This window comes from Leptothrix mechoopdaensis (SeqCode) (assembly GCF_053893855.1).
This window is the reverse complement of sequence record NZ_CM132699.1, coordinates 79,056-101,923: the sequence shown is the minus strand read 5'-3', so window position 1 is coordinate 101,923 and position 22,868 is coordinate 79,056. Positions and strand designations below refer to the sequence as shown.

The window sequence follows — 22,868 nt, the reverse complement described above, 5'->3', positions numbered from 1 at the left end:
CGGCGCCGGCTCAACGCGAGACCATCGCCGGCTCGATCTTCATGACCGAGCGGTCGCCGTCGGCCAGTTCGAGCACGATCTCCTGCACCTCGGCCTGCCGGCCGCTGACGCGGATCGCGGCGATCGTGCCGCGCAGCTTGGCGTCCAGCGGCTTCAGGTCGAGCGACCAGCGTTCGGCCGCGCCCGTCACCTGGGTGCTGAAGTACTTCTGCAGCGCGGCCTGGTTGCCGGTCAGCGTGCCGCGCACCGCCTCGACCATGATCTGCGCCTCGGGCACGGCGTCCAGCGCGAGCGTGCGGCTGCGGCTGCCCTGGCTCATCGTCAGCGTGTTGCCGTTGACCTGCAACGCCTCGCGGCGCGGCTTGAGCGTGACGCGCTCGAAGCGGTCGGGAGCCGTGAAGCTGAGCCGGCCGGACGACACCAGCGGCTGGTCCAGCGACGCCACGGTGCGCTTCTCGACGAAGCTGGCCTCGCCTTCCTTGACGCTGGCGAGCGTGCGCATCAGGTCCTCGAGGCCGAAGGCCCAGGCCGGCGAGACGCCGCCCGCCAGGAGGCCGCCCAGCAGCGTCGCCACGATGGCCCAGGCTCGGCGGCGGGTGATCGGGCCACGGGTGAACGTACGGTCAGTGCAGCGCATCAGGGTCGGCCCAGAAGTCGAAAAAGTTGAACCAGTTGCAGGGTGTCTCATGGCAGATGGATTCCAGGATCTCGACATAACGCCGCACCGCACGCTGCAGGACGACCTCGGCCGGCGCGCCGTCGGCCGGCTTCTGGCTGAAGTCGGCGATCTCGACGAAACGCAGCTCGTAGCGCCGACCACCGTGGTACAGGCCGGCCATGAACAGCAGCCGGCGGCGCAGCATCATCGCCAGCCGGAACGGGCCGTCCGAGAAGGACGCGGGCTGGCCCAGGAAGTTCAGGCGATGCACGCCGCCGCGCTGCATCGAGGAATGACCCGGCGTGCGCAACGTCCGATCGGCCAGCAGGCCGGCGACGCCATTGCCGTCGAGCCAGGCGCGCAGTTCGAGCATCGCCGACATGCGCCCCAGCGCGATCACGTGCAGCGGCGTGTCGGGCGCGATGGCGCGCAGCGTCGCGTTGATCTGGCGCGCGTTGTCCTCGAACATGAGCATCGCCACCCGCAGGTCGCGCTGGCCCTCGCCGAGCGAGCGCAGGACCTCGAAGCTGCCGACGTGAGCGCCCGCCAGCATCGCCCCGTGGCCCTGTTCGACCTGGACCATCAGCAGCTCGGGATTCGTCACCGTGATGTCGAACTCCTCGAAGCGGCGCTGCAGCAGGTACACGCGGTCCAGGATGGTCGCGGCAAAGTGGTGGATGTGGGCGTAACGCTCGCGCCAGGTCGGCGGCCGGCCCAGCACGCGGGCCAGGTACTGGCGCGAGGCCCGCGTCGCCGCACCGCCGGTCAGCATGAAGTACAGCGTGATCGGGTGCAGCACCAGGCGCGCGACACGGCGGCCCAGCGCCATCGCGATCCAGCGCATCAGGGCCAGCGCCTGCGCGTTGCTGCGCTCGGGCTGGCGGGTCCAGTCGGGCGACGTTTCAGGCGCCGACATCACGCCCCCGGGGCCGGTGTACGGACATCGAAGTGGCCGCTCACGGCCAGGCGTCCGTCGGCGTCCGGCAGGCGCACCTCGAAGGTCACCCGGGTCGGCGCGCAGGCCCAGTCGATGCGCAGGCGCGCACCCGGCCCGATCGGCGCCAGGAACTTGACCGCCCCCAACCGTGGCGCTGGCCCGAGCAGCGCGGCGGCCTCGGCGTCGGCGAGCAGGCGCTCGCTGACCTCGGCGAGCATGACCACGCCCGGCAGGATCGGGTGGCCGGGGAAGTGGCCGGCGAAGCTCGGGTGATCGGCGGGGACGGTGTGGTCGGCGTGGGGCATGGTCTCGGTGCACTCATCGGCGCACTCATCGGCGCCCTTTTCGGCGCATTCATCGGCGCATTCATCGGCGCAGACATCAGCGTGCAGGTCGTCGCGCGTCTCAGCGCTTCAGGGCGGCGGCCAGTTCGGCCAGCCGGCCGGCCGGGAGCTTGCCGGTCGGATCGCGCGGAAGGCTGTCGACGAACACGATCGGGCGCGGCAGGAAGGCCGCATCGACCCGCTCGCGCAGGCGCGCCAGCAGCGTCACCCGCGTCAGGCCGGGTTCGGGCACGACGAAGGCGGTCAGGCGCACGACGGCCTCGACGCCGTCGGCCGCATCGCCCGGCGGCAACCAGACGGCGCCGTCGCGCACGCCGTCGATGCTGTTGAGGTGGAAGTTCAGGTGCGACAGCGAACTGCGCTTGCCGGCGATGTTGATCAGGTCATTCGATCGGCCGAGCAGGCGGAAGCGGCGAGCGTCGATCACCTCCAGCACGTCCGCGAGCGGGGTGGGCTGCTGGACGTGGCCGCCTTGCACGACCGATTCGGCGCCGTCGCCCGTCAGGCTCAGGCCGTCGAAGGCGGTCCACTCCGGTCCGGCGGTGCTGCGGCGGGTGGCAACCTGGCCGGCCTCGGTGCAGCCGTAGATCTCCATCAGCGGACCTTGCAGCGCGGCCTCGGCGCGGGCGGCCATCTGCGGCGACAGCGGCGCGGTGGCGCTGATCACCAGGTCGACCGGCGGCAGGTCGATGCCGGCGTCGAGCAGGTTCTTCAGGTGGAAAGGTGTCGTCACCAGCACGCGTGGACGCGGCAGCGCGGCCAGCACCTCGGCGATCTCGGCCGGGAAGAAGGGCCGCTCGGCCGCGAACGAGGCGCCGCCGCGCAAGGCCAGCAGCACGGTCGATTCGAAGCCGTACATGTGGTGCGGTGGCACGGTGCCCACCAGCACGACGCCGCGCAGGTCCGGCCTACCGAGATGCTCGGCGACCCGGCGCGCTTCGGCGTCGATGTTCAGCACCAGCCGGTCCCAGACCTTCGGATGCGGCATCGGCGCGCCGGTCGAACCGGAGGTCAGCACCTGGGCGATCACCGCGTCGGGCGGCAGGTCGATCGACGGCGGCTCCGCGTGATCAGGCTCGGGCTTGGCGGCGTCGAGCACCTCGGCATAGTCCTGCGCCGGCATGCCGCCGATGCGGGCCTCGTCCAGCGCCGGCGCATCGGCCAAGGCGGAAGCACCCGGGAACAGGCGCGTCAGCCGCGCCAGCATGTCGGGCGTGTGATTCGGCGGCAGCAGACCGGGCTGGCCGTGGGCCAGGCTCGCACCGAGCGTCAGCGCGAAGCGGTAGCGGTCGCCGGTGAGGGCCAGCACCGGCCCGCGCGGCTGCCAGCGTGCGGCCAGCGCCGCGACATCGGCGAGGTACTGGCCTCGCGTGATCGGCCGGCCCGCCCGCCAGGCCAGCGGCGCGTCGAGCGTGTCGCCGGCCAGCAGCGAACGCGCACCGTCGGGCACAAGCGCCATCAGCCGATGCGGCCGAGGAGCAGGTACTCCATCAGCGCCTTCTGGACGTGCATGCGGTTCTCGGCCTCGTCCCAGACGACGCTCTGCGGACCGTCGATGACCTGGGCGGTGACCTCTTCGCCGCGATGGGCCGGCAGGCAGTGCATGAACAGGGCGTCGGGCTTCGCGCGCGACATCATGTCGGCGTCCACGCACCAGAGCGCGAAGGCCTTCTTGCGGGCCTCGTTCTCGGCCTCGTAGCCCATGCTGGTCCAGACGTCGGTGGTGACGAGATCGGCACCGGCACAGGCCTCGCGTGGATCGTCAAAGACGCGGTAGCAGCTGCTGTCGCGCACGCCGGCCACCGCCGGGTCGACGCCGTAGCCGCTGGGCGTGCTGACGTGGACGGTGAATCCCAGCACCTCGGCCGCCTGCAGCCAGGTGTTGGCCATGTTGTTGCCGTCGCCGACCCAGGCCACGACCTTGCCCTTCAGCCCGCCCAGGTCGACGCCGGCGGCGCTGAGCGTGCCGCGGTGTTCCAGGAAGGTGTAGAGGTCGGCCAGGATCTGGCAGGGATGGAACTCGTTGGTCAGGCCATTGATGACCGGCACGCGCGAGTGGGCGGCGAACGCCTCGAGCTTGCTGTGCTCGAAGGTGCGGATCATCACCAGATCGACCATGCGGCTGATGACGCGGGCCGAGTCCTCGATCGGCTCGCTGCGGCCCAGTTGGCTGTCGCCGGTCGTCAGGTGCACGACCGAGCCGCCCATCTGGTACATGCCGGCCTCGAAGCTCACGCGGGTGCGGGTGCTGGCCTTCTCGAAGATCATCGCCAGCGTGCGGTCGGCCAGCGGCGTGTATTTCTCGTAGTTCTTGAAGCGGGTCTTGATCAGGCGCGCGCGCTCGAAGAGGTAGGCGTACTCCTCGGCGCGCAGGTCCTTGAATTGCAGGTAGTGCTTCATGAGAGACAGGCCCGGTTTCATGCGTGTTCGGCGCCAGGGGCGAGGAAGTTGCGGACCAGCGGCGCGAGCTTGGCGACGATCTCGTCGGCCTCGGCCTCGGTGAGGATCAACGGCGGCACCAGGCGGATGACGCGGTCGGCGGTGACGCTCAGCAGCAAGCCGGCCTCCATCGCGAGCGTCAGGATCTCGCCGCAGGGGCGGTCCAGCTCGATGCCGATCATCAGGCCGGCGCCGCGGATCTCGACCACGCCCGTCAGCCCCTGGAAGGCTTCGGCGAGCGAACGCTGCAGGTAGGCGCCCACATGTTCGGCGTTCGCCAGCAGGCCCTCCTCTTCCATGATCTTCAGCGTCTCGACGCCCGCACGGGTCGACAGCGGGTTGCCGCCGAAGGTGGTGCCGTGGTTGCCCGGCTGGAAGATGGAGGCGGCACGCGGGCCGCAGACCACCGCACCGATCGGCACGCCCGAGCCCAGGCCCTTCGCGAGCGGCATGACGTCCGGCACGATGCCGGCCCACTGGTGCGCGAACCACTTGCCCGTCCTGCCGATGCCGCACTGCACCTCGTCGAGCATCAGCAGCCAGTCCTGGCGGTCGCAGATGGCGCGCAGGCTGCGCAGGTAATCCCAGCGCGCCGGGTTGATGCCGCCCTCGCCCTGGATCGTCTCCAGGAAGACGGCGACGACGTTCGGGTTGGTGCGCGCGACGTGCTCGACCGCCTCCAGATCGTTCAGGGGGATGCGGACGAAGCCCTCGACCAGCGGACCGAAGCCGGCCTGCACCTTGGGATTGCCGGTCGCCGACAGGGTCGCGATCGAGCGGCCGTGGAAGGCCTTCTCGTAGACGATCACCTCGGGGCGCTCGATGCCCTTGTCATGGCCGAACTTGCGCGCCAGCTTCAGCGCGGCCTCGTTGGCTTCCAGGCCGGTGCTGCAGAAGAAGGCGTTGGTCAGGCCGGACAGTTCGGTCAGCTTGGCGGCCAGTGCCTCCTGCCCGGGCACGTGGTAGTAGTTCGAACAGTGGATCAGCTTGGCGACCTGGTCCTGCAAGGCGGCCACCAGCTTCGGATGGGCATGGCCCAGCGTGTTCACTGCGATGCCGCCCAGGCCGTCGAGGTACTCCCGACCGGCGGTGTCCCAGACGCGGCAGCCTCGGCCATGCGACAGCGCGATCGGCAGTCGGCCATAGGTCTTCATCACGTGCGGTTCGGACACGGGCACATCGGCAGCGGCGGTCATCCCAGATCTCCAGGCAGAGGACAAAAAAGAACGCACCGTCGAGGACGGCGCGTTGCACGATTGTAGGCAAGCCCATGCACGCGTCGGTGACCTTGGCGGTCAGGTCGCCTGTTGATCCGCATGCGGTCGATCGACGTCCTGGCAAGCCTTGTGACAGCCGGATGCGGCAAGATCACCGCGATCCGGGAGCCGTCACCAACGGCGTCAGACTGCGGCACGGCATCTGCTTGTGCACTGCAGCACAATACCGGGTTGAGCGCCGTGGGGCCCCTCCCCTGGACGCGTAGAGGCTGCATGAGCACGACGACCAAATCCCGCGAGATCTTCATCCAAGGCATCACCCGCGACGGCCGCACCTTCCGGCCCAGCGACTGGGCCGAGCGACTGGCGGGTGCGATGTCGGCGTTCCGCCCGGGCGGCATGGCCAACAACCGGTTCGCCTCGATCGGCTACTCGCCCTACTGCGTCCCGACGGTGGTCGGCAAGGTCAAGTGCGTGGTGGTCAACGAAGCCCTGCGCGACATCGAGCCGATGGCCTGGGACTTCGTCATGAACTTCGCCCGCGACAACGAACTTCAGGTCAGCGAAGCCTGCCTGCTGCCAGACCCGCCCACTTCACGCTGAGAAGTCCGTCAGGGTCGACCACGCTCGAGAGAGCGCACCACCGTCAGCACACACAGCTCGAATCAACAGATTCGAGTATCCGGCGAAGATTCCGCTCGATATTCTTCAATCGAGAAATCCATTCCCCAAAAGAACAAACCCCCTGCAGTTTGCACTGAGGGGGTTTGGGGGATAGTAGCCTGACGATGACCTACTTTCACACGCGAATGCGCACTATCATCGGCGCTGAGGCGTTTCACTGTCCTGTTCGGGATGGGAAGGAGTGGGACCACCTCGCTATGGTCGTCAGGCATAACTTGTTGCTGGAGCGTTTATCGCATCGAAGGGATGCGAGGTGCTTCAGCCAATTCATAGAGTCGAATCGATATTGATTGCGTACCAGAGAGTACGGAACGTATTTACTGCTTTGACGATCGAAGCGATCTCAAAGTTATAGGGTCAAGCCTCACGAGCAATTAGTACTGGTTAGCTTAACGCATTACTGCGCTTCCACACCCAGCCTATCAACGTCCTGGTCTTGAACGACTCTTCAGGGGGCTCAAGGCCCCGGCAGATCTTATCTTGGAACGAGTTTCCCGCTTAGATGCTTTCAGCGGTTATCTCTTCCGCACTTAGCTACCCGGCGATGCCACTGGCGTGACAACCGGTACACCAGAGGTGCGTCCACTCCGGTCCTCTCGTACTAGGAGCAGGCTTCCTCAAATCTGCAGCGCCCACGGAAGATAGGGACCAAACTGTCTCACGACGTTTTAAACCCAGCTCACGTACCTCTTTAAATGGCGAACAGCCATACCCTTGGGACCGGCTACAGCCCCAGGATGAGATGAGCCGACATCGAGGTGCCAAACACCGCCGTCGATATGAACTCTTGGGCGGTATCAGCCTGTTATCCCCAGAGTACCTTTTATCCGTTGAGCGATGGCCCTTCCATACAGAACCACCGGATCACTTAGTCCTACTTTCGTACCTGCTCGACTTGTCAGTCTCGCAGTCAAGCACGCTTATGCCTATGCACTATCAGCACGATTTCCGACCGTGCTTAGCGTACCTTCGAACTCCTCCGTTACACTTTAGGAGGAGACCGCCCCAGTCAAACTGCCCACCATGCACTGTCCCCAACCCGGATAACGGGCCAAGGTTAGAACCTCAAACACACCAGGGTGGTATTTCAAGGTCGGCTCCATACAGTCTAGCGACCGTACTTCAAAGCCTCCCACCTATCCTACACAGATCTGTTCAAAGTCCAATGCAAAGCTACAGTAAAGGTTCATGGGGTCTTTCCGTCTTTCCGCGGGGAGATTGCATCATCACAAACATTTCAACTTCGCTGAGTCTCTGGAGGAGACAGTGTGGCCATCGTTACGCCATTCGTGCAGGTCGGAACTTACCCGACAAGGAATTTCGCTACCTTAGGACCGTTATAGTTACGGCCGCCGTTTACTGGGACTTCAGTCAAGAGCTTGCACCCCATCATTTAATCTTCCAGCACCGGGCAGGCGCCACACCCTATACGTCGACTTTCGTCTTTGCAGAGTGCTGTGTTTTTAATAAACAGTCGCAGCCACCGATTCTCTGCGGCCTCTTTTAGCTCCGTTTGTTCAACTTCACTGACTCAAGGCACACCTTCTTCCGAAGTTACGGTGTCAATTTGCCGAGTTCCTTCTCCAGAGTTCTCTCAAGCGCCTGAGAATACTCATCACGCGCACCAGTGTCGGTTTGCGGTACGGTCGTGTGCAACTGAAGCTTAGTGGCTTTTCCTGGAAGCAGGGTATCACTCACTTCGACGGCAAGCCGTCTCGTTATCACCCCTCATCTTAGACCCCCGGATTTGCCTAAGGGCCATGACTACAGGCTTGAACCAAGATATCCAACACTTGGCTGAGCTAACCTTCTCCGTCCCCACATCGCATTGCACATCGGTACAGGAATATTCACCTGTTTCCCATCAGCTACGCATCTCTGCCTCGCCTTAGGGGCCGACTCACTCTACGCCGATGAACGTTGCGTAGAAAACCTTGCGCTTACGGCGAGGGGGCTTTTCACCCCCTTTAACGCTACTCATGTCAGCATTCGCACTTCTGATACCTCCAGCAGCCTTTACAAGCCACCTTCACAGGCTTACAGAACGCTCTCCTACCATCACATTGCTGTGATCCGCAGCTTCGGTAACTGGCTTGAGCCCCGTTACATCTTCCGCGCAGGACGACTCGATCAGTGAGCTATTACGCTTTCTTTAAATGATGGCTGCTTCTAAGCCAACATCCTGACTGTTTTAGCCTTCCCACTTCGTTTCCCACTTAGCCAATTTTAGGGACCTTAGCTGGCGGTCTGGGTTGTTTCCCTCTTGAGTCCGGACGTTAGCACCCGGTGCTCTGTCTCCCAAGCTGTACTCATCGGTATTCGGAGTTTGCAATGGTTTGGTAAGTCGCCATGACCCCCTAGCCATAACAGTGCTCTACCCCCGATGGTAATACTTGAGGCACTACCTAAATAGTTTTCGGAGAGAACCAGCTATCTCCAGGTTTGTTTAGCCTTTCACCCCTATCCACAGCTCATCCGCTAGTTTTGCAACACTAGTCGGTTCGGACCTCCAGTGCGTGTTACCGCACCTTCATCCTGGCCATGGATAGATCACCTGGTTTCGGGTCTACACCCAGCGACTCAATCGCCCTATTCGGACTCGGTTTCCCTTCGCCTTCCCTACACGGTTAAGCTTGCCACTGAATGTAAGTCGCTGACCCATTATACAAAAGGTACGCCGTCACCCCTTTCGAGGCTCCGACTTTTTGTATGCATGCGGTTTCAGGATCTATTTCACTCCCCTCCCGGGGTTCTTTTCGCCTTTCCCTCACGGTACTTGTTCACTATCGGTCGATTACGAGTATTTAGCCTTGGAGGATGGTCCCCCCATCTTCAGACAGGATTTCACGTGTCCCGCCCTACTTGTCGCATGCCCAGTTCCACAACCAACTTTTTTCATACGGGGCTATCACCCGCTATGGCCGGACTTTCCATTCCGTTCTGATAAGTCGGTTGCTAAATCATGCAGGCTCTTCCAATTTCGCTCGCCACTACTTTCGGAATCTCGGTTGATGTCTATTCCTCCAGCTACTGAGATGTTTCAGTTCGCCGGGTTCGCCTCAACACCCTATGTATTCAGATGTTGATACCCTTGCGGGTGGGTTTCCCCATTCGGATATCTCCGGATCAAAGCTCATTTGCCAGCTCCCCGAAGCTTTTCGCAGGCTATCACGTCCTTCATCGCCTGTAATCGCCAAGGCATCCACCACATGCACTTAGTCACTTGACCCTATAACTTTGACATCCACCTCGTGAACGTCGTCAAGGACTACACCACCTCGATCGACTATCGAGGCATGTGTTTGAGTATTTACGTTTGCCGTACTTTCAACTCTCACGACTTACGTCGCTTCATTGATGTCTGGTGACGCAATCAATAGTCAGTAGCGGCACGGTGCTGCAACCCCTTTACCGGTTGCAGCTTTCCGCTACTGACGCTGATTCGACTCTACGAATTGTTAAAGAACAACAGCCAACTTTCGATGGCAGACCTAAACACCCCAGTTTCAGCTCGCGCTGCCTGGTCGACGCTTAGGTCTGCACCGATCATGAAGAAGATTTTGGTGGAGGATGACGGGATCGAACCGACGACCCCCTGCTTGCAAAGCAGGTGCTCTCCCAGCTGAGCTAATCCCCCGTTCGAATGAGTGGTGGGTCTGGTTGGATTCGAACCAACGACCCCCGCCTTATCAAGACGGTGCTCTAACCGACTGAGCTACAGACCCCAATCTTCTTACACTGTCGTATCTACAGCCGATAAGTGTGGGCGCATGAATTTGAATGCATTTTCCAGAAAGGAGGTGATCCAGCCGCACCTTCCGATACGGCTACCTTGTTACGACTTCACCCCAGTCACGAACCCTGCCGTGGTAATCGCCCTCCTTGCGGTTAGGCTAACTACTTCTGGCAGAACCCGCTCCCATGGTGTGACGGGCGGTGTGTACAAGACCCGGGAACGTATTCACCGCGGCAAGCTGATCCGCGATTACTAGCGATTCCGACTTCACGCAGTCGAGTTGCAGACTGCGATCCGGACTACGACCGGTTTTCTGGGATTGGCTCCCCCTCGCGGGTTGGCAGCCCTCTGTACCGGCCATTGTATGACGTGTGTAGCCCTACCCATAAGGGCCATGAGGACCTGACGTCATCCCCACCTTCCTCCGGTTTGTCACCGGCAGTCTCATTAGAGTGCCCTTTCGTAGCAACTAATGACAAGGGTTGCGCTCGTTGCGGGACTTAACCCAACATCTCACGACACGAGCTGACGACGGCCATGCAGCACCTGTGTCTAGGTTCTCTTTCGAGCACTCCCACATCTCTGCAGGATTCCTAGCATGTCAAGGGTAGGTAAGGTTTTTCGCGTTGCATCGAATTAAACCACATCATCCACCGCTTGTGCGGGTCCCCGTCAATTCCTTTGAGTTTCAACCTTGCGGCCGTACTCCCCAGGCGGTCAACTTCACGCGTTAGCTACGTTACTGAGAAGAAACCCTCCCAACAACCAGTTGACATCGTTTAGGGCGTGGACTACCAGGGTATCTAATCCTGTTTGCTCCCCACGCTTTCGTGCATGAGCGTCAGTACAGGTCCAGGGGACTGCCTTCGCCATCGGTGTTCCTCCGCATATCTACGCATTTCACTGCTACACGCGGAATTCCATCCCCCTCTACCGTACTCTAGCTATACAGTCACAAATGCAGTTCCCAGGTTGAGCCCGGGGATTTCACATCTGTCTTATATAACCGCCTGCGCACGCTTTACGCCCAGTAATTCCGATTAACGCTTGCACCCTACGTATTACCGCGGCTGCTGGCACGTAGTTAGCCGGTGCTTATTCTTCAGGTACCGTCATCCTCCCAGGGTATTAGCCCAGAAGATTTCTTCCCTGACAAAAGCGGTTTACAACCCGAAGGCCTTCTTCCCGCACGCGGCATGGCTGGATCAGGCTTGCGCCCATTGTCCAAAATTCCCCACTGCTGCCTCCCGTAGGAGTCTGGGCCGTGTCTCAGTCCCAGTGTGGCTGGTCGTCCTCTCAGACCAGCTACAGATCGTCGCCTTGGTAGGCCTTTACCCCACCAACTAGCTAATCTGACATCGGCCGCTCCAATAGCGCGAGGTCTTGCGATCCCCCGCTTTCACCCTCAGGTCTCATGCGGTATTAATCCGGCTTTCGCCGGGCTATCCCCCACTACTGGGCACGTTCCGATGCATTACTCACCCGTTCGCCACTCTCAAGGGTTGCCCCTCTACCGTTCGACTTGCATGTGTAAAGCATGCCGCCAGCGTTCAATCTGAGCCAGGATCAAACTCTTCAGTTCGATCTTGATTTCACTCAACGGAATTGAAGTGACTTAACATTCACTTCTTCCGTGAGCGTTTGACATCCCAGTTTTACCCAGGACTTGGCATTCGCCTTCAAACGCCCACGCTTATCGGCTGTAAATTTTTAAAGAGCTCAACGACTCATCAACTTCGCTTTCGCGTCGGTCAACTTGCGTTGTTTGCTGCAAACTGCTGTTTGCAGCGCAGAAGCGGAAGTATCTGTCGTCTTTTCGATCTTGTCAACAGCTTCGTTTGAAGTTTTTGTCGACCGACTTGAAGACCACCTTCGGAGCCCGAAGCACTCACGAGCCTTGCGGCGTCGAACAGCACTCTGAACACCGAAGCTTCCGCTTCGCCCGCTGACTGCTGCAACTCAGAAGTTGTCGCGATCAGCGAAGACCGCAATTATGCAGTGGATCTTCCGAGGCGCGCAAGCCCTCACCGAGAAAATCTTGACCGGGACGCTCGGGCAAGCCCGAGCGTCCCGGTCAGGCTGCCGCCTTGACGCTGTTGGCGATGCCCGTGCGGACCACGCTGCGCGGGTCTTCCGACGTGAGCACGTCCTCTGCATAGGCTTCCAGCCGCCGCACCTCTGACCGCAGGATCCGCTGCTTGACCGCCGGGATGCATGCCGGGTGCATGCTGAAGGAACGCAGCCCGAACCCGAGCAGCACTTCGGTGAAGTCGATGTCCCCGGCCATCTCGCCGCAGACGCATACATCCTTGCCCGCCACACGCCCTTGGCGGATGGTGTCGGCAATGAGCCGGAGCACCGCCGGGTGCCAGGGGTCATACAGATGGGCGACGGCCTCGTCGGCCCGGTCGATGGCCAGCGTGTACTGGATCAGGTCATTGGTGCCGATCGACAGGAAGTCGAAGTGCCGCAGGAACAGCGGCAGGCTCAGCGCCGCAGCCGGCACCTCGACCATCGCGCCGACCTCCACGGCGCCATGCGCCACACCCTCGCGCATCAGCTGCTCGCGCACCCGGCGGATCACGGCCAGGCTGGCGGTGATCTCGTTGGCGTGCGTCAGCATCGGGATCAGCAGGCGGACCGTGCCGTGCGCCGCCGCGCGGTAGATCGCCCGCACCTGGGCCTCGAACATCTGCGGCTCGGCCAGGCTCCAGCGGATCGCCCGCAGCCCCATGGCCGGATTCAGCGTGTGCTCGTGCCGCAGTTCCTGCCCGGACATGCGCTCGAGCGGCTTGTCCGCCCCGATGTCCACCGTGCGGATCGTCACCGGCAGGCCGTTCATCGCGACGACGGCATCCCGGTAGGCGATGTACTGCTCTTCCTCGTCCGGCAGTGCCCCTTCGCGGTTCATGAAGAGGAACTCGCTGCGGAACAGGCCGATCCCCTCGGCGCCACTCGCCAGCGCACCCGGCGCGTCACCCGGCAGCTCGATGTTGGCCAGCAGCTCGACCCTCGCGCCGTCCAGCGAGACGGCCGCCTTGTGGCGCAGGCGGTGCAGGCGCTCGCGCTCGACCTGGCCCTGTCGCTGCCGGAAGCGGTATTCCTCCAGCACGATCGGCGGCGGGTCGACGATCACCAGGCCGGCATCGCCATCGATGATGACCCAGTCGTCCTGGCGGATCAGCCGGCTCGCCTCGCGGGCGCCCACCACCGCCGGGATGTCCAGGCTGCGGGCGACGATCGCGGTGTGCGAGTTCTTGCCGCCCACGTCGGTGACGAAGCCGGTGAAGACGCTGCCCTTGAACTGCAGCATGTCGGCAGGGGAGATGTCGTTGGCGACCAGCACCAGCGGATCCTCGCCGGCGAAGTCCCGTGCGCCGACCTTCGGACCGACGGCGGAGGTGCCCCGCTCGCCCGACTTGTCGGCCAGCGCCCGCAGCACACGTTCGGCGACCTGTTCGAGGTCGGCCTTGCGCTCGCGCAGGTAGTCGTCCTCCATCTCGTCGAACTGGCGCGCCAGCACTTCGAGCTGCGCGGCCATGGCCCACTCGGCGTTGTAGTGGCGGTCGATGATCCAGGCGCAGGTCGCCTCGGCGACGGCCTCGTCGTTCAACAGCATCAGGTGGACATCCAGCAGCGCCACCAGCTCGTGCTGGGCATCAGCTGGCACGGCCTGCTTCAGAGCCTCGAGCTCGAGGGTGACGCGCTTGCGCGCCTGGCGCAGGCGGGAGATCTCGGCCGGCGCATCGACCGGGTCGATGTAGTAGTGCGCGACGTCGATCCGGCTGGATGCCACCAGCACCGCACGTCCGATGGCGACGCCCCGCGACACCGGCAACCCGAACACTTGCAAGGTCATGCGGTCATGCTAGCAGCGGGCATGCCAGCCTCCGATCGGGTCTCTCCCCGAGACGTGCGGCGTCGCGCGCACTGTCATGAAGCCGTCGCCGAACCGACATGGCGGGGTCATCGGGTCCGCCGACGATGACTCATCGATTCAGGAGATGACCATGCTCGAACTGCCCCAGCCCACGCTGGCACTGGCCGACCTGTGGGGTCGTGCCACCGCGACGACACCGCGCCGCCATGCCTTGCTGCGCCCGCGCACCTCGCTGCCACCCGTGGCCCCGGCCGCGCCGGCCGTTGCCGTGGCGGAGACCGAAACCCCTGCATGCGTCGCCACCTGGGCGCGCAGCGACGCGGATGTCGTCCAGGCCCAGCGCCTGCGCCATGACGTCTTCGTCGGCGAGATGGGCGCCCGGCTGTCCAACCTGCCCGGCACGCCGGCCGGACTGGACCGCGACATCTTCGACGCGCATTGCGAGCACCTGCTGGTGCGCGACGGCGCGCAAGGCCCGGTGATCGGCACCTACCGCGTGCTGACGCCGATGGCCGCTGCCCGCCTGGGCGGCTGGTACAGCGAGACCGAGTTCGACCTGACCCGCCTGCGTCCGCTGATGCCGCGCATGGCCGAGCTGGGTCGCTCGTGCGTGCACCCGGACCACCGCAGCGGCGGCGTGATCATGACGTTGTGGGCCGCGCTGGCCGACTTCATGGTGCGCAACGGCCTGGACACGATGGTCGGTTGCGCCAGCATCAGCATGCGCGACGGCGGGCATGTCGCCGCCAGCCTGTGGGAACAGCTGCGCAAGACCCACCTCGCGCCGATCGGGATGCAGGTCCAGCCGCGCCTGCCGCTGCCGGTCGATGACCTCGACTCGAGCCTGCCGGCGGAACTGCCGCCGCTGATCAAGGGCTACCTGCGCTGCGGCGCCAAGGTGCTGGGTGCGCCGGCCTGGGATCCGGACTTCAACACCGCCGACCTGCCGATCATGTTGCGCCTGGCGGACATCCCGCCGCGCTACCGCAAGCACTTCCTCAAGGACGCCGCCTGAGCGGCCGTCCGGCGGGCCTCACTGGCCTTCGCCGAACTTGTCGTCGATCAGCTGGCGCAGGGCGGCCATGGCCTCTTCCTCGCGCTCGCCGCTGACCTCGATCTCGACCTCGCTGCCGAGGCCGGCCGCCAGCATCATCACGCCCATGATGCTCTTGGCATTCACGCGCCGGCCTGCCCGTGTCAGGAAGACCTCGCAGGGGTAGCTGCCGGCCAGCTTCGTCAGCTTGGCCGATGCCCGGGCATGCAGACCCAGCTTATTGCTGATGGTGATGTTCGATCGAATCATGGACGTTGGTCGTGTGCGCCTGGTTCTGCGGGCGCGTGGTGGCGATCGGCATGACGCCGTGCGAACCGCCCATCATCGCGCGGCTGGCCAGTTCCTCCAGCGGCAGTTGGGCGTAGTTGAGAGCCCGCCACAGCATGGGCACGTTGACCCCGGCGATCACGCGCACACGCTGGCCGTCGGCCAGGCGCTGGGCGACGTTGGCGGGCGTGGCGCCGAAGACGTCGGTCAGCACCAGCGTCTCGCCGTCGACGCCCGGACCGCCGGCCAGCAGCGATCGGGCCTTGACCTCGACGTGCTCGGGCTGGTCGCCGGGCTGCACGTCGACCACGCGGATGCGGTCGACCAGCTCCGGGAAGGTGTGGGCCGCGACCGCCTGGAGGGCCGAAGCCAGCGGGGCGTGGGCAAGGATCAGCAGACGGGCCATGGCGGCGGATTATGCGGTGGGGTGGACGGGTGCCGGACCGTGGCGACGGCCACGAAGCGGGCCCTCTCCAACGCTCAACCGGCTCGACCGGTTCACATCGGGAACACGCATCGGCCGACGGCTCACAGCGGCCAGCGCAGGCCGTCGAGGAAATCCTGCGCGGCGCCTTCCCAGCCTGCAGCGGCCTTCGACCGGGCCAGCACGACCAGCTGGTAGACCCGCGCGCCGCGGGCGACCAGCAGGGCGCGTGCCGCGACCGCGCTGCCATCCGGGCGCTGGCCGGCGATGCTGGCGCGCCAGGCCGAGCCGGGCGTCGCGCCGGGCACCTCGGGCGTCACGGACTGGACGTCCGACGCCTTCAGGTTGTCGCGCACCGTGCGTTGCAGCGTGACGGCCGCAGCGCTCGCGAGCACCGGGTCGGCAAACGTGAACTGCGTCGCCGACCAGGTCACCTCGCCGGCGTCGCAGACCAGCATGCGCGCGGCCACGCGCTGCCCGTCGAGATCGAGGCTGCGCTCGTGCGCATCCGGCTTGCACGGGAACTGCAGCCGCGCGTCGGGTTCGAGCCGGACGGCGCGCCAATCGAGCGTCGGCGTGCAGCCGGCCAGCAGCAGCGCGGCCAGGGCCGTGCAGGACACGTGGATCGGGATGGGAAAGCGCATCGGTCGATTATCGGCAGCGCCTGCCGCGCGGCCGTGGCCTCAACCGAACAGCGACAGCATGCGTTCGAGCGCGCTGGTCAGCGGCGCCTCCAGCATCGGCAGCGTCAGCAGCATGCCCAGCAGGCCGACCGACACGGTTATCGCGAAGCCGACCGAGAAGATCTGGATCTGCTGCGCCACGCGGGAAATGATGCCCAGCACGAGGTTGACGAACAGCAGCATCGCGACGATCGGCAGCGCGATCCACAGGCCGAGCCGGAAGATCTCGGCGCCCCAGACCTGCGGCTGCAGCCGGTCGATGACCGACAGCGGGTGGTCGCTGACCGGGAAGGCCTCGAAGCTGCGGATCACCGCCAGCGTCAGCAGCAGGTGGCCGTTGATGACGACGAACAGCAGCGAGCCGATGGTGCTCAGGAAGCGCGACGTGGCCGTGCCCTGCGCGCCGGTGGCCGGGTCGAAGAAGCCCGCGAAGTTCAGGCCCATCTGCAGGCCGATCAGCTCGCCGGCGAACTCGACCGCCGCGAACACGACCCGCGCGGCAAAGCCCAGCGTCAGGCCGATCACGACCTGCTGGGCCACCATCGCCAGCCCGGCCGGGCTGTCCAGCGGCACCGCCGGCAAGGCCGTCACGTCGGGCAGGCTGGCCTGCGCGGCCAGCGCGACCAGCAGCGCCAGGCCGACCTTGACCCGCACCGGCACGGTCCGCAGCGACAGCACCGGCATCGCCGAGAACAGCGCCAGCGTGCGCAGGAAGGGCCACAGCAGCGGCGTGAGCCACTGCAGCAGCTGGGTCTCGTTGAAGCCGATCACGTCATGCCGTCAGGTGGTGCGGTCGCGTCAGCCGACCGCCGCCGGAATCGCCTGCAGCGTGCGCTGCAGGTACTCCACCAGCGTGGTCAGCATCCACGGGCCGGCCACGGCCATGACGACCACGGCGGCGATCATCTTCGGCACGAACGACAGCGTCGACTCGTTGAGCTGCGTGGCGGCCTGGAAGATGCTCACGACCAGGCCCACGACGAGCACGGTCAGCAGCATCGGCGCGGCCACCATCATCAGGATCGCCAGGCCTTCCTGGCCGTGGCTCATCACCTGGGTTGCATCCATCGAAAACGGTCCTCTTGAAACTCGGGGCGTCAGGTGACGAAGCTGGCGGCCAGCGAACCCAGCAGCAGGTTCCAGCCGTCGGCCAGCACGAACAGCATCAGCTTGAAGGGCAGTGCCACCAGCACGGGCGACAGCATCATCATCCCCAGGCTCATCAGCACGCTGGCCACGACCATGTCGATGACCAGGAAGGGGATGAAGATCAGGAAGCCGATCTGGAAGGCCGACTTCAGCTCGCTGGTGACGAAGGCCGGCACCAGCACGCGGATCGGCACGTCCTCGGTCTTGATCTTCGGATCGACCTTGGCGAGCCGGGCGAACAGCGACAGGTCGCTCTGGCGGGTCTGCTTGAGCATGAACTGCCGCATCGGCGCCTCGCCGCGCGCGAGGGCTTCCTCGAAGCCGATCTGGCCGGCCGAATAGGGCTTGTAGGCATCGGCGTAGACCTTGTCGAGCGTCGGGCTCATGACGAAGAAGGTCAGGAACAGCGACAGCCCGACGAGGACCTGGTTGGGCGGCGCGGCCTGCGTGCCCAGCGCCTGGCGCAGCAGGCCCAGCACGATCACGATGCGGGTGAAGCCCGTCATCATCAGCAGGATGGCCGGCAGGAAGGACAGCGCCGTGAAGAACAGCAGCGTCTGCACCGGCACCGAGAACGACGAGCCCCCGGCGCCCTGCCCCACCAGCAGCGGCAAGGTGGCCGCAGCGCCGGTCGATCCGGCCGCAGCCTGGGCTAAAGCCGGTGAAGAAACGGCCGACAACACCGACAAGGCCAGGAGCGCAACGCCCTTGGCGAGGAGACGGCGGGACAGGGGCTCAGACATGGCCGTCCTCCCGCTGCGTCTTGCCTTGCGCCGCACCGTGCAGGCGCCGCGCCAGTTCGACCCCGAAGCTGCCGGCGGGCAGGTTCGTGGCGCCGACCGGCTCGGCCGCACCGGGCCATTGCGGCAGGACCTGCAGCGTGCTGATCTGCTGCGGCGTCACGCCCAGCAGCAGCCACTGGCGCTGGTCACCGCTGCCGACCTCGACGGCCACCACGCGCTGCTGCGGGCCCAGCACCAGCGCGCCGACCTGCTTCAGGCCGATGCCACCCGCGCCGGCTCCCAGGCGGCCGGCCATGCCGGAACGCTTGAGCAGCCACAGCGCGGCCGGTATGGCCGCCACCACCACGATCAGCCACAGCAGGGCCGTCCAGCTCGATGTCATCGGATCTTTCCTGCGTTCACGGCGTTCATTGCCCGCGCGAGAGTCGGCGCATGCGTTCGCTGGGCGTGACGATGTCGGTCAGCCGGATGCCGAACTTGTCGTTGACGACCACCACCTCGCCCTGGGCGATCAGGTAGCCATTGACCAGCACGTCCATCGGCTCGCCGGCCAGCGCGTCGAGTTCGACCACCGAGCCCTGCGCCAGCTGCAGGATGTTCTTGATCGGGATGCGCGTGCGGCCCAGCTCAACCGTCAGCTGGACGGGAATGTCCAGGATCAGGTTGATGTCGTTGACGGCCGGGTTGGCCGACGACGTGGTCGGCGTGAAGTTCGCGAACGCGGCCGGCGCGACCGACTCGGCGTTGCCGACCAGCTCGCCGCCGGAACTGCCGGTGTGGGTCTGTTCTTCCAGTGCGGCCGCCCATTCGGCGGCCATCGCGTCCTGTTCGGACTGCGAGTCGTCGCGGGCGGTGTTGTCAGCCGACATGGCTCTCTCCTATCCAGCCCATTCCGGCCTGGTTGGTCAACATGCGTTCGATCTTCAGGGCGTAGTGGCCGTTGGAGGCGCCGTACTGGGCCTCCATCACCGGCACGCCGTCGACCTTCACCTCGATGGACTTGTTCAGGTCCAGCTCGATGAAGTCGCCGGCCTTCAGCGCCAGCAGCTGCTCGACCGTGGCCGGCGCGTGCGCCAGCTCGGCCACCAGCTGCACCTCGGCGGCCTGGATCTGGTGGGTCATCAGCTTGACCCAGCGGCGATCGGGCTCGGCCGAGTCGCCCTGGGTGCTCGAATAGAGGACGTCGCGGATCGGCTCCAGCGTCGCGTAGGGGATGCAGAAGTGGATCGTGCCGGTCGAGTCGCCGATCTCCAGCGTGAACGAGGTCGTCACGACGATCTCGCCGGGCGCGGCGATGTTGGCGAACTGCGGCTGCATCTCCGAGCGCTGGTACTCCAGCTCCAGCGGGTAGATGCCCGACCAGGCCTTCTTGTATTCGGCCGCGATGACCTCGACGATGCGCAGGATCACGCGCTGCTCGGTGGGCGAGAAGTCGCGGCCCTCGATGCGGGTGTGGAACTTGCCGACGCCGCCGAACAGCGCGTCGATCACCGCGAACACCAGCGTCGGGTCGCACACCACCAGGCCGTTGCCGCGCAGCGGGCGCACGCTGACGATGTTGAAGTTGGTCGGCACGACCGTCTCGCGCAGGAAGGCGCTGTACTTCTGCACCTTGATGCCGCCCACGCTCACTTCCGGCGTCTTGCGGATGAAGTTGAACAGGCCGACGCGGATGTTGCGCGAGAAGCGCTCGTTGATGATCTCCAGCGTGGGCATGCGCCCGCGCACGATGCGTTCCTGGCTGGCCAGGTCGTAGTCGCGGATGCCGCCCTTGGGCGCGTCCTCCTGCTCGAGCTTCTGGCTTTCGCCGGTGATGCCCTGGAGCAGTGCATCGACTTCGTCTTGCGACAGGATCTGCTGGTTCATCGCGTCGGTCCCCCGGGTTGCCCTGCGGGGCTCGCTGTCACTGGATGATGAAGCTGGAGAAGTGGACCTGCGTGACCGGGTTGTAGACCGGCGCGCGCTTGCGCTTCTTCTTGCTGGCATCGGCCTCGTGTTCGGGCGGATCGATCTCGATGCCCATCGGCCGGACCGACTCGCGCATGACCTCCTCGGCCAGCGTCTCCTTGCCTTCGCGGCTGAGCAGCTCGGTCGACGTCTTGTGCGCCAGGATCATCAGGATCCCGTTGCGGATCGCAGGCATGTAGCCCTTCATCTGCTCGGCGAACTTGGGGTCGTCGACCTCCAGCGTCATGCCGATCTGGGCATAGCGCTCGCTCTCGCGGTCGGCCAGGTTGACGACGAAGGGGTCCAGCGCGACATAGGTCGGCGGATGGCCGGGGTCGTGCTTGGCCGCCTTGGGCGCCGGGGCGTGCGCGGCGGCCTTGGCGTGGCCGGCATCGGCCGCGACCTCCTCGCCGTCCTCGGCCTCGGCGGCCTTCTTCTTCATCAGGAAGAAGGCGGCACCACCACCGCCGAGCAGCAGCACGGCCGCGATGGCGATGATGAGCATCTTCTTGGAGCCCTTCTTGGCGGGGGCGTCGCCGGCGGCGGGCGCAGCGGCAGCGGACATGCGGTTCTCCTGACGAGGGAGGCGCCGGACCCGACGGACCCGTGGCGACTCCGGCACCCGCCGCGCACCATGCGCATCAGGGGCCTCTGGAGACGATTATTCGAGTCCGCCCTGAAACCGATACCGCGAAAAGCCGGCGAAAACCGGCCCGACGCTCACCACCGCCGGGCTCAGGCGTACAGGTCGAGCGCGCGCAGCGCACCGTTTGACAGGCTCGGCGTGCCGGCCCAGCCGGTGCGCAGCTCATGGCCCACCGGCGCGGCCAGGCCGCTGCGGCCGGTCGCCGTGCCCCGCAGCTCGCCGGTCCCGGTCTGGCCGGACTGACCGCCCTGGCCCCGCGCGCCGGACTGGCCGCCGCCGGACTGCGCCATCGCCCCGCCCGGCTGCTGGCCGACCAGGCTGGCCAGCGTCGGGTCGGCGGTCGGCGCCACGCCGCTGCCGGCGGCGAGGTTCAGGCCGTCGGCCTGCAGCGACTGCGCCAGCGCCGGCATGGCCTGCTCCAGCGCCTGGCGGGTCGCCTCGGCGGCGGCGCCGAACTCGATGCGGGCCTGGCCGCTCTCGATCGCGATGCGGATCTGGATCGGCCCCATCTCAATCGGGTTCAGGTGCAGCTTGATGTCCTGAGCGCCATCCTTGGCGAGGTGGACGACCTTGTGCATCACCGCCTCGCCGAAGCCGGGCGCGTCGACCGGCGTGTCGATCTGCGCCTCGGCCAGGCGGGTCGCCGCAGCGCCGCCGTCGGCCACGGGCTGCGGCGCGGCCGCGGTCGCCTGCGCCGCCAGCTGGGCCGCAAAGCTCTCCTGGCCGGGCACCGACTGGAACGATTCATCGAGCGCGATCGGCCCCGCCTTGCCGGCCACATCGGCCAGCTCCGGTGCGGCGCCCTTGCCACGATGCCCGCCGCCGACCGGTTCGAGCCCCGGGGCGTCCGTCGCACCGCCCTGGACCGGCTCACCGCGTGCGCCGGCCCAGCCGCCCGGCGCGGCGGTGGTGGACGTGATGGTGGCCGTGGTGGTGGCCGTGAGGGTGGCCGTGGCCGCAGACAGGCTGTCGGGCGCCGCGTCACCGGTGCCGCCCGAACCCGGGCCGGTCGATGCGGCCAGCGCCGAGGCATCGCCCCCCGGTGCGCCGCCGCGCAAGCTGGCGCGCACGACGGTGTGCATCAGCCATGTCGGCGTCGCGCCGCTGGCCGCGCTCGGATCGGTGCGGTTGCCGTCCTGCGCGTCGTCGGACGCGCTGGCCTCGTCGACCTCGGAACGTCCGGTGGCGTCGTTCGTCTCGCCGGACGCCTGGCGGGCCTCCGCGCGACGCTGGTCGAGCTGGCGCTGGTCGGCCGGCCGCGTCTCGGCCGGGCGCTGGTTCTGGCTCTGGGTCGACGGCACCGGCACACGGCTCGGCGCCGAGGCCCGCGCCTGCAGCTGCCGTTGCAGCTGCGCGCTGGCGCTGTCAGCCGGGTCGGGCGTGTGGCTCAGCCGCGCCTGGTCGAGCAGGCCCGAGAAGCTGCCGGCGCCGGCCGCCTTGCCGGACGACGTGTCCTCGTCACGGCCGGCACGGCTCGCGGCCTGGCGGTCCAGCCGGGCGGTCTCGGCACTCAGCGACGACAGGGAAGGACTGGACATGGCGGACTCCGGTGTTCTGTTGGGGTGTTCGGGACCGCGCTCAGGCGAGGTCGAACACGTTGCCCTGCTGCAGCCGCTGCCAGGCGGCGCGCGAGGCCAGCTCGTCGGCGCGTTTCTGGTCACGGCGCTCGCCCTGGGCGGCCATCAGTGCCTCGCGGCGCTCGATCAGCTTGCGCACCGACGCGACACGCAGCTCGGCGGCCAGACGGCGCTCGCGCAGCGCCGCCATCGCCTCGGCGGCACGCTGGACCTGTTCGGCCTGCAGGTCGACCACGCCGTCGAGCCGGCCGGCGAAGTCGTGATAGCAGTTGGCCAGCGCGATCGCCACGCCCTGCGCGAACTGCTGCTGCCAGCGCTGCTGGTAGTCCTGGCGATAGCCGTGCAGCTGCGCCTGCTGGGCCTGCGCGGCGGCATGGGCCTGCTCGGCGCGGGCCTGCTGGGCGACGATCTCGTCGCGCGCCTGCTCGGCCTGCTCCAGCAGCACGAACAGCGGTTGCAGCGTGGGATGGGTCATGGTGGGGT

The 22,868-nt window shown here is 65.8% G+C and carries 21 protein-coding genes, 2 tRNA genes and 3 rRNA genes; 2 read left to right on the top strand and 24 right to left on the bottom strand.

Features of this window, described 5'->3' with window-relative positions:
• Nucleotides 1-10 precede the first annotated feature (10 nt).
• The 6 genes from ACWA7K_RS00495 to ACWA7K_RS00470 form a co-directional block, all read right to left on the bottom strand.
• Nucleotides 11-637: an outer membrane lipoprotein carrier protein LolA gene (locus tag ACWA7K_RS00495; protein WP_456164592.1), complete on the bottom strand. Its 627-nt coding sequence runs from the start codon at nucleotides 635-637 to the stop codon at nucleotides 11-13.
• The gene (locus ACWA7K_RS00490; protein ID WP_456164590.1) at nucleotides 624-1,574 is read right to left on the bottom strand and encodes an acyl-CoA synthetase; all 951 of its coding nucleotides are present in this window, start codon (nucleotides 1,572-1,574) and stop codon (nucleotides 624-626) included. Before ACWA7K_RS00490 ends, ACWA7K_RS00495 begins: the two co-directional genes overlap by 14 nt.
• The gene (locus ACWA7K_RS00485) at nucleotides 1,574-1,900 is read right to left on the bottom strand and encodes a 3-hydroxyacyl-ACP dehydratase FabZ family protein (protein ID WP_456164588.1); all 327 of its coding nucleotides are present in this window, start codon (nucleotides 1,898-1,900) and stop codon (nucleotides 1,574-1,576) included. Before ACWA7K_RS00485 ends, ACWA7K_RS00490 begins: the two co-directional genes overlap by 1 nt.
• A 100-nt stretch (nucleotides 1,901-2,000) precedes the next feature.
• On the bottom strand, nucleotides 2,001-3,398 hold the full coding sequence (locus ACWA7K_RS00480; protein ID WP_456164586.1) for an AMP-binding protein: 1,398 nt from the start codon (nucleotides 3,396-3,398) through the stop codon (nucleotides 2,001-2,003).
• On the bottom strand, nucleotides 3,398-4,360 hold the full coding sequence (argF, locus tag ACWA7K_RS00475) for an ornithine carbamoyltransferase (RefSeq protein WP_456164584.1): 963 nt from the start codon (nucleotides 4,358-4,360) through the stop codon (nucleotides 3,398-3,400). Before argF ends, ACWA7K_RS00480 begins: the two co-directional genes overlap by 1 nt.
• Nucleotides 4,357-5,574 (bottom strand): acetylornithine/succinylornithine family transaminase, encoded by a 1,218-nt coding sequence (locus ACWA7K_RS00470; RefSeq protein ID WP_456210285.1) that lies wholly within the window; start codon nucleotides 5,572-5,574, stop codon nucleotides 4,357-4,359. The genes argF and ACWA7K_RS00470 overlap by 4 nt, the downstream gene beginning before the upstream one ends.
• Nucleotides 5,575-5,868: 294 nt before the next feature.
• On the opposite strand from ACWA7K_RS00470, the gene ACWA7K_RS00465 reads away from it, so the two are divergent.
• Nucleotides 5,869-6,198 (top strand): DUF3579 domain-containing protein, encoded by a 330-nt coding sequence (locus ACWA7K_RS00465; protein ID WP_456164580.1) that lies wholly within the window; start codon nucleotides 5,869-5,871, stop codon nucleotides 6,196-6,198.
• 177 nt (nucleotides 6,199-6,375) lie between these two features.
• Here ACWA7K_RS00465 and rrf read toward each other — a convergent pair.
• The 6 genes from rrf to ptsP form a co-directional block, all read right to left on the bottom strand.
• Nucleotides 6,376-6,488: ribosomal RNA gene (rrf, locus tag ACWA7K_RS00460) — 5S ribosomal RNA — on the bottom strand.
• A 144-nt stretch (nucleotides 6,489-6,632) separates the two neighbouring features.
• Nucleotides 6,633-9,508: ribosomal RNA gene (locus ACWA7K_RS00455) — 23S ribosomal RNA — on the bottom strand.
• Nucleotides 9,509-9,840: 332 nt separating this feature from the next.
• A tRNA-Ala gene (locus ACWA7K_RS00450) sits at nucleotides 9,841-9,916 on the bottom strand.
• Nucleotides 9,917-9,927: 11 nt separating this feature from the next.
• Nucleotides 9,928-10,004 (bottom strand) — tRNA-Ile (locus ACWA7K_RS00445).
• Nucleotides 10,005-10,072: 68 nt separating this feature from the next.
• Nucleotides 10,073-11,597, bottom strand: a 16S ribosomal RNA gene (locus ACWA7K_RS00440).
• The 16S, 23S and 5S rRNA genes sit together here with 2 tRNA genes alongside, the layout of an rRNA operon.
• 492 nt (nucleotides 11,598-12,089) lie before the next feature.
• On the bottom strand, nucleotides 12,090-13,874 hold the full coding sequence (gene ptsP, locus ACWA7K_RS00435; protein WP_456164578.1) for a phosphoenolpyruvate--protein phosphotransferase: 1,785 nt from the start codon (nucleotides 13,872-13,874) through the stop codon (nucleotides 12,090-12,092).
• 151 nt (nucleotides 13,875-14,025) lie between these two features.
• On the opposite strand from ptsP, the gene ACWA7K_RS00430 reads away from it, so the two are divergent.
• Nucleotides 14,026-14,910, top strand: a complete 885-nt coding sequence (locus ACWA7K_RS00430) for a GNAT family N-acetyltransferase (RefSeq protein ID WP_456164576.1) — start codon at nucleotides 14,026-14,028, stop codon at nucleotides 14,908-14,910.
• 18 nt (nucleotides 14,911-14,928) lie between these two features.
• Here ACWA7K_RS00430 and ACWA7K_RS00425 read toward each other — a convergent pair whose 3' ends face one another.
• From ACWA7K_RS00425 to fliJ, 12 genes are all read right to left on the bottom strand, one after another.
• A complete protein-coding gene (locus tag ACWA7K_RS00425; protein WP_456164574.1) occupies nucleotides 14,929-15,198 on the bottom strand; it encodes an HPr family phosphocarrier protein in 270 nt (89 codons plus the stop codon).
• Nucleotides 15,167-15,622, bottom strand: coding sequence for a PTS sugar transporter subunit IIA (locus ACWA7K_RS00420; RefSeq protein ID WP_456164572.1), 456 nt, complete (start codon nucleotides 15,620-15,622; stop codon nucleotides 15,167-15,169). The genes ACWA7K_RS00425 and ACWA7K_RS00420 overlap by 32 nt, the downstream gene beginning before the upstream one ends.
• A 122-nt stretch (nucleotides 15,623-15,744) precedes the next feature.
• The gene (locus ACWA7K_RS00415; RefSeq protein WP_456164570.1) at nucleotides 15,745-16,284 is read right to left on the bottom strand and encodes a hypothetical protein; all 540 of its coding nucleotides are present in this window, start codon (nucleotides 16,282-16,284) and stop codon (nucleotides 15,745-15,747) included.
• 39 nt (nucleotides 16,285-16,323) lie between these two features.
• Nucleotides 16,324-17,094: a flagellar biosynthetic protein FliR gene (gene fliR / locus ACWA7K_RS00410; RefSeq protein WP_456164568.1), complete on the bottom strand. Its 771-nt coding sequence runs from the start codon at nucleotides 17,092-17,094 to the stop codon at nucleotides 16,324-16,326.
• Between the two features lie 27 nt (nucleotides 17,095-17,121).
• Complete coding sequence (gene fliQ / locus ACWA7K_RS00405) at nucleotides 17,122-17,391, bottom strand: flagellar biosynthesis protein FliQ (RefSeq protein ID WP_456164566.1); 270 nt, start codon at nucleotides 17,389-17,391, stop codon at nucleotides 17,122-17,124.
• Between the two features lie 29 nt (nucleotides 17,392-17,420).
• Entirely contained in the window at nucleotides 17,421-18,215 is a 795-nt protein-coding gene (gene fliP, locus ACWA7K_RS00400) for a flagellar type III secretion system pore protein FliP (RefSeq protein ID WP_456164564.1), read from the bottom strand.
• Nucleotides 18,208-18,597, bottom strand: coding sequence for a FliO/MopB family protein (locus tag ACWA7K_RS00395; RefSeq protein WP_456164562.1), 390 nt, complete (start codon nucleotides 18,595-18,597; stop codon nucleotides 18,208-18,210). The genes fliP and ACWA7K_RS00395 overlap by 8 nt, the downstream gene beginning before the upstream one ends.
• A 25-nt stretch (nucleotides 18,598-18,622) precedes the next feature.
• Nucleotides 18,623-19,084, bottom strand: a complete 462-nt coding sequence (fliN, locus tag ACWA7K_RS00390; protein ID WP_456164560.1) for a flagellar motor switch protein FliN — start codon at nucleotides 19,082-19,084, stop codon at nucleotides 18,623-18,625.
• Complete coding sequence (gene fliM / locus ACWA7K_RS00385) at nucleotides 19,074-20,081, bottom strand: flagellar motor switch protein FliM (protein WP_130483611.1); 1,008 nt, start codon at nucleotides 20,079-20,081, stop codon at nucleotides 19,074-19,076. The genes fliN and fliM overlap by 11 nt, the downstream gene beginning before the upstream one ends.
• Nucleotides 20,082-20,118: 37 nt before the next feature.
• The gene (locus ACWA7K_RS00380; RefSeq protein WP_456164557.1) at nucleotides 20,119-20,727 is read right to left on the bottom strand and encodes a flagellar basal body-associated FliL family protein; all 609 of its coding nucleotides are present in this window, start codon (nucleotides 20,725-20,727) and stop codon (nucleotides 20,119-20,121) included.
• 170 nt (nucleotides 20,728-20,897) lie between these two features.
• Nucleotides 20,898-22,346 (bottom strand): flagellar hook-length control protein FliK, encoded by a 1,449-nt coding sequence (locus tag ACWA7K_RS00375; protein WP_456164555.1) that lies wholly within the window; start codon nucleotides 22,344-22,346, stop codon nucleotides 20,898-20,900.
• Between the two features lie 40 nt (nucleotides 22,347-22,386).
• The gene (gene fliJ, locus ACWA7K_RS00370; protein ID WP_456164553.1) at nucleotides 22,387-22,860 is read right to left on the bottom strand and encodes a flagellar export protein FliJ; all 474 of its coding nucleotides are present in this window, start codon (nucleotides 22,858-22,860) and stop codon (nucleotides 22,387-22,389) included.
• Nucleotides 22,861-22,868 lie beyond the last annotated feature (8 nt).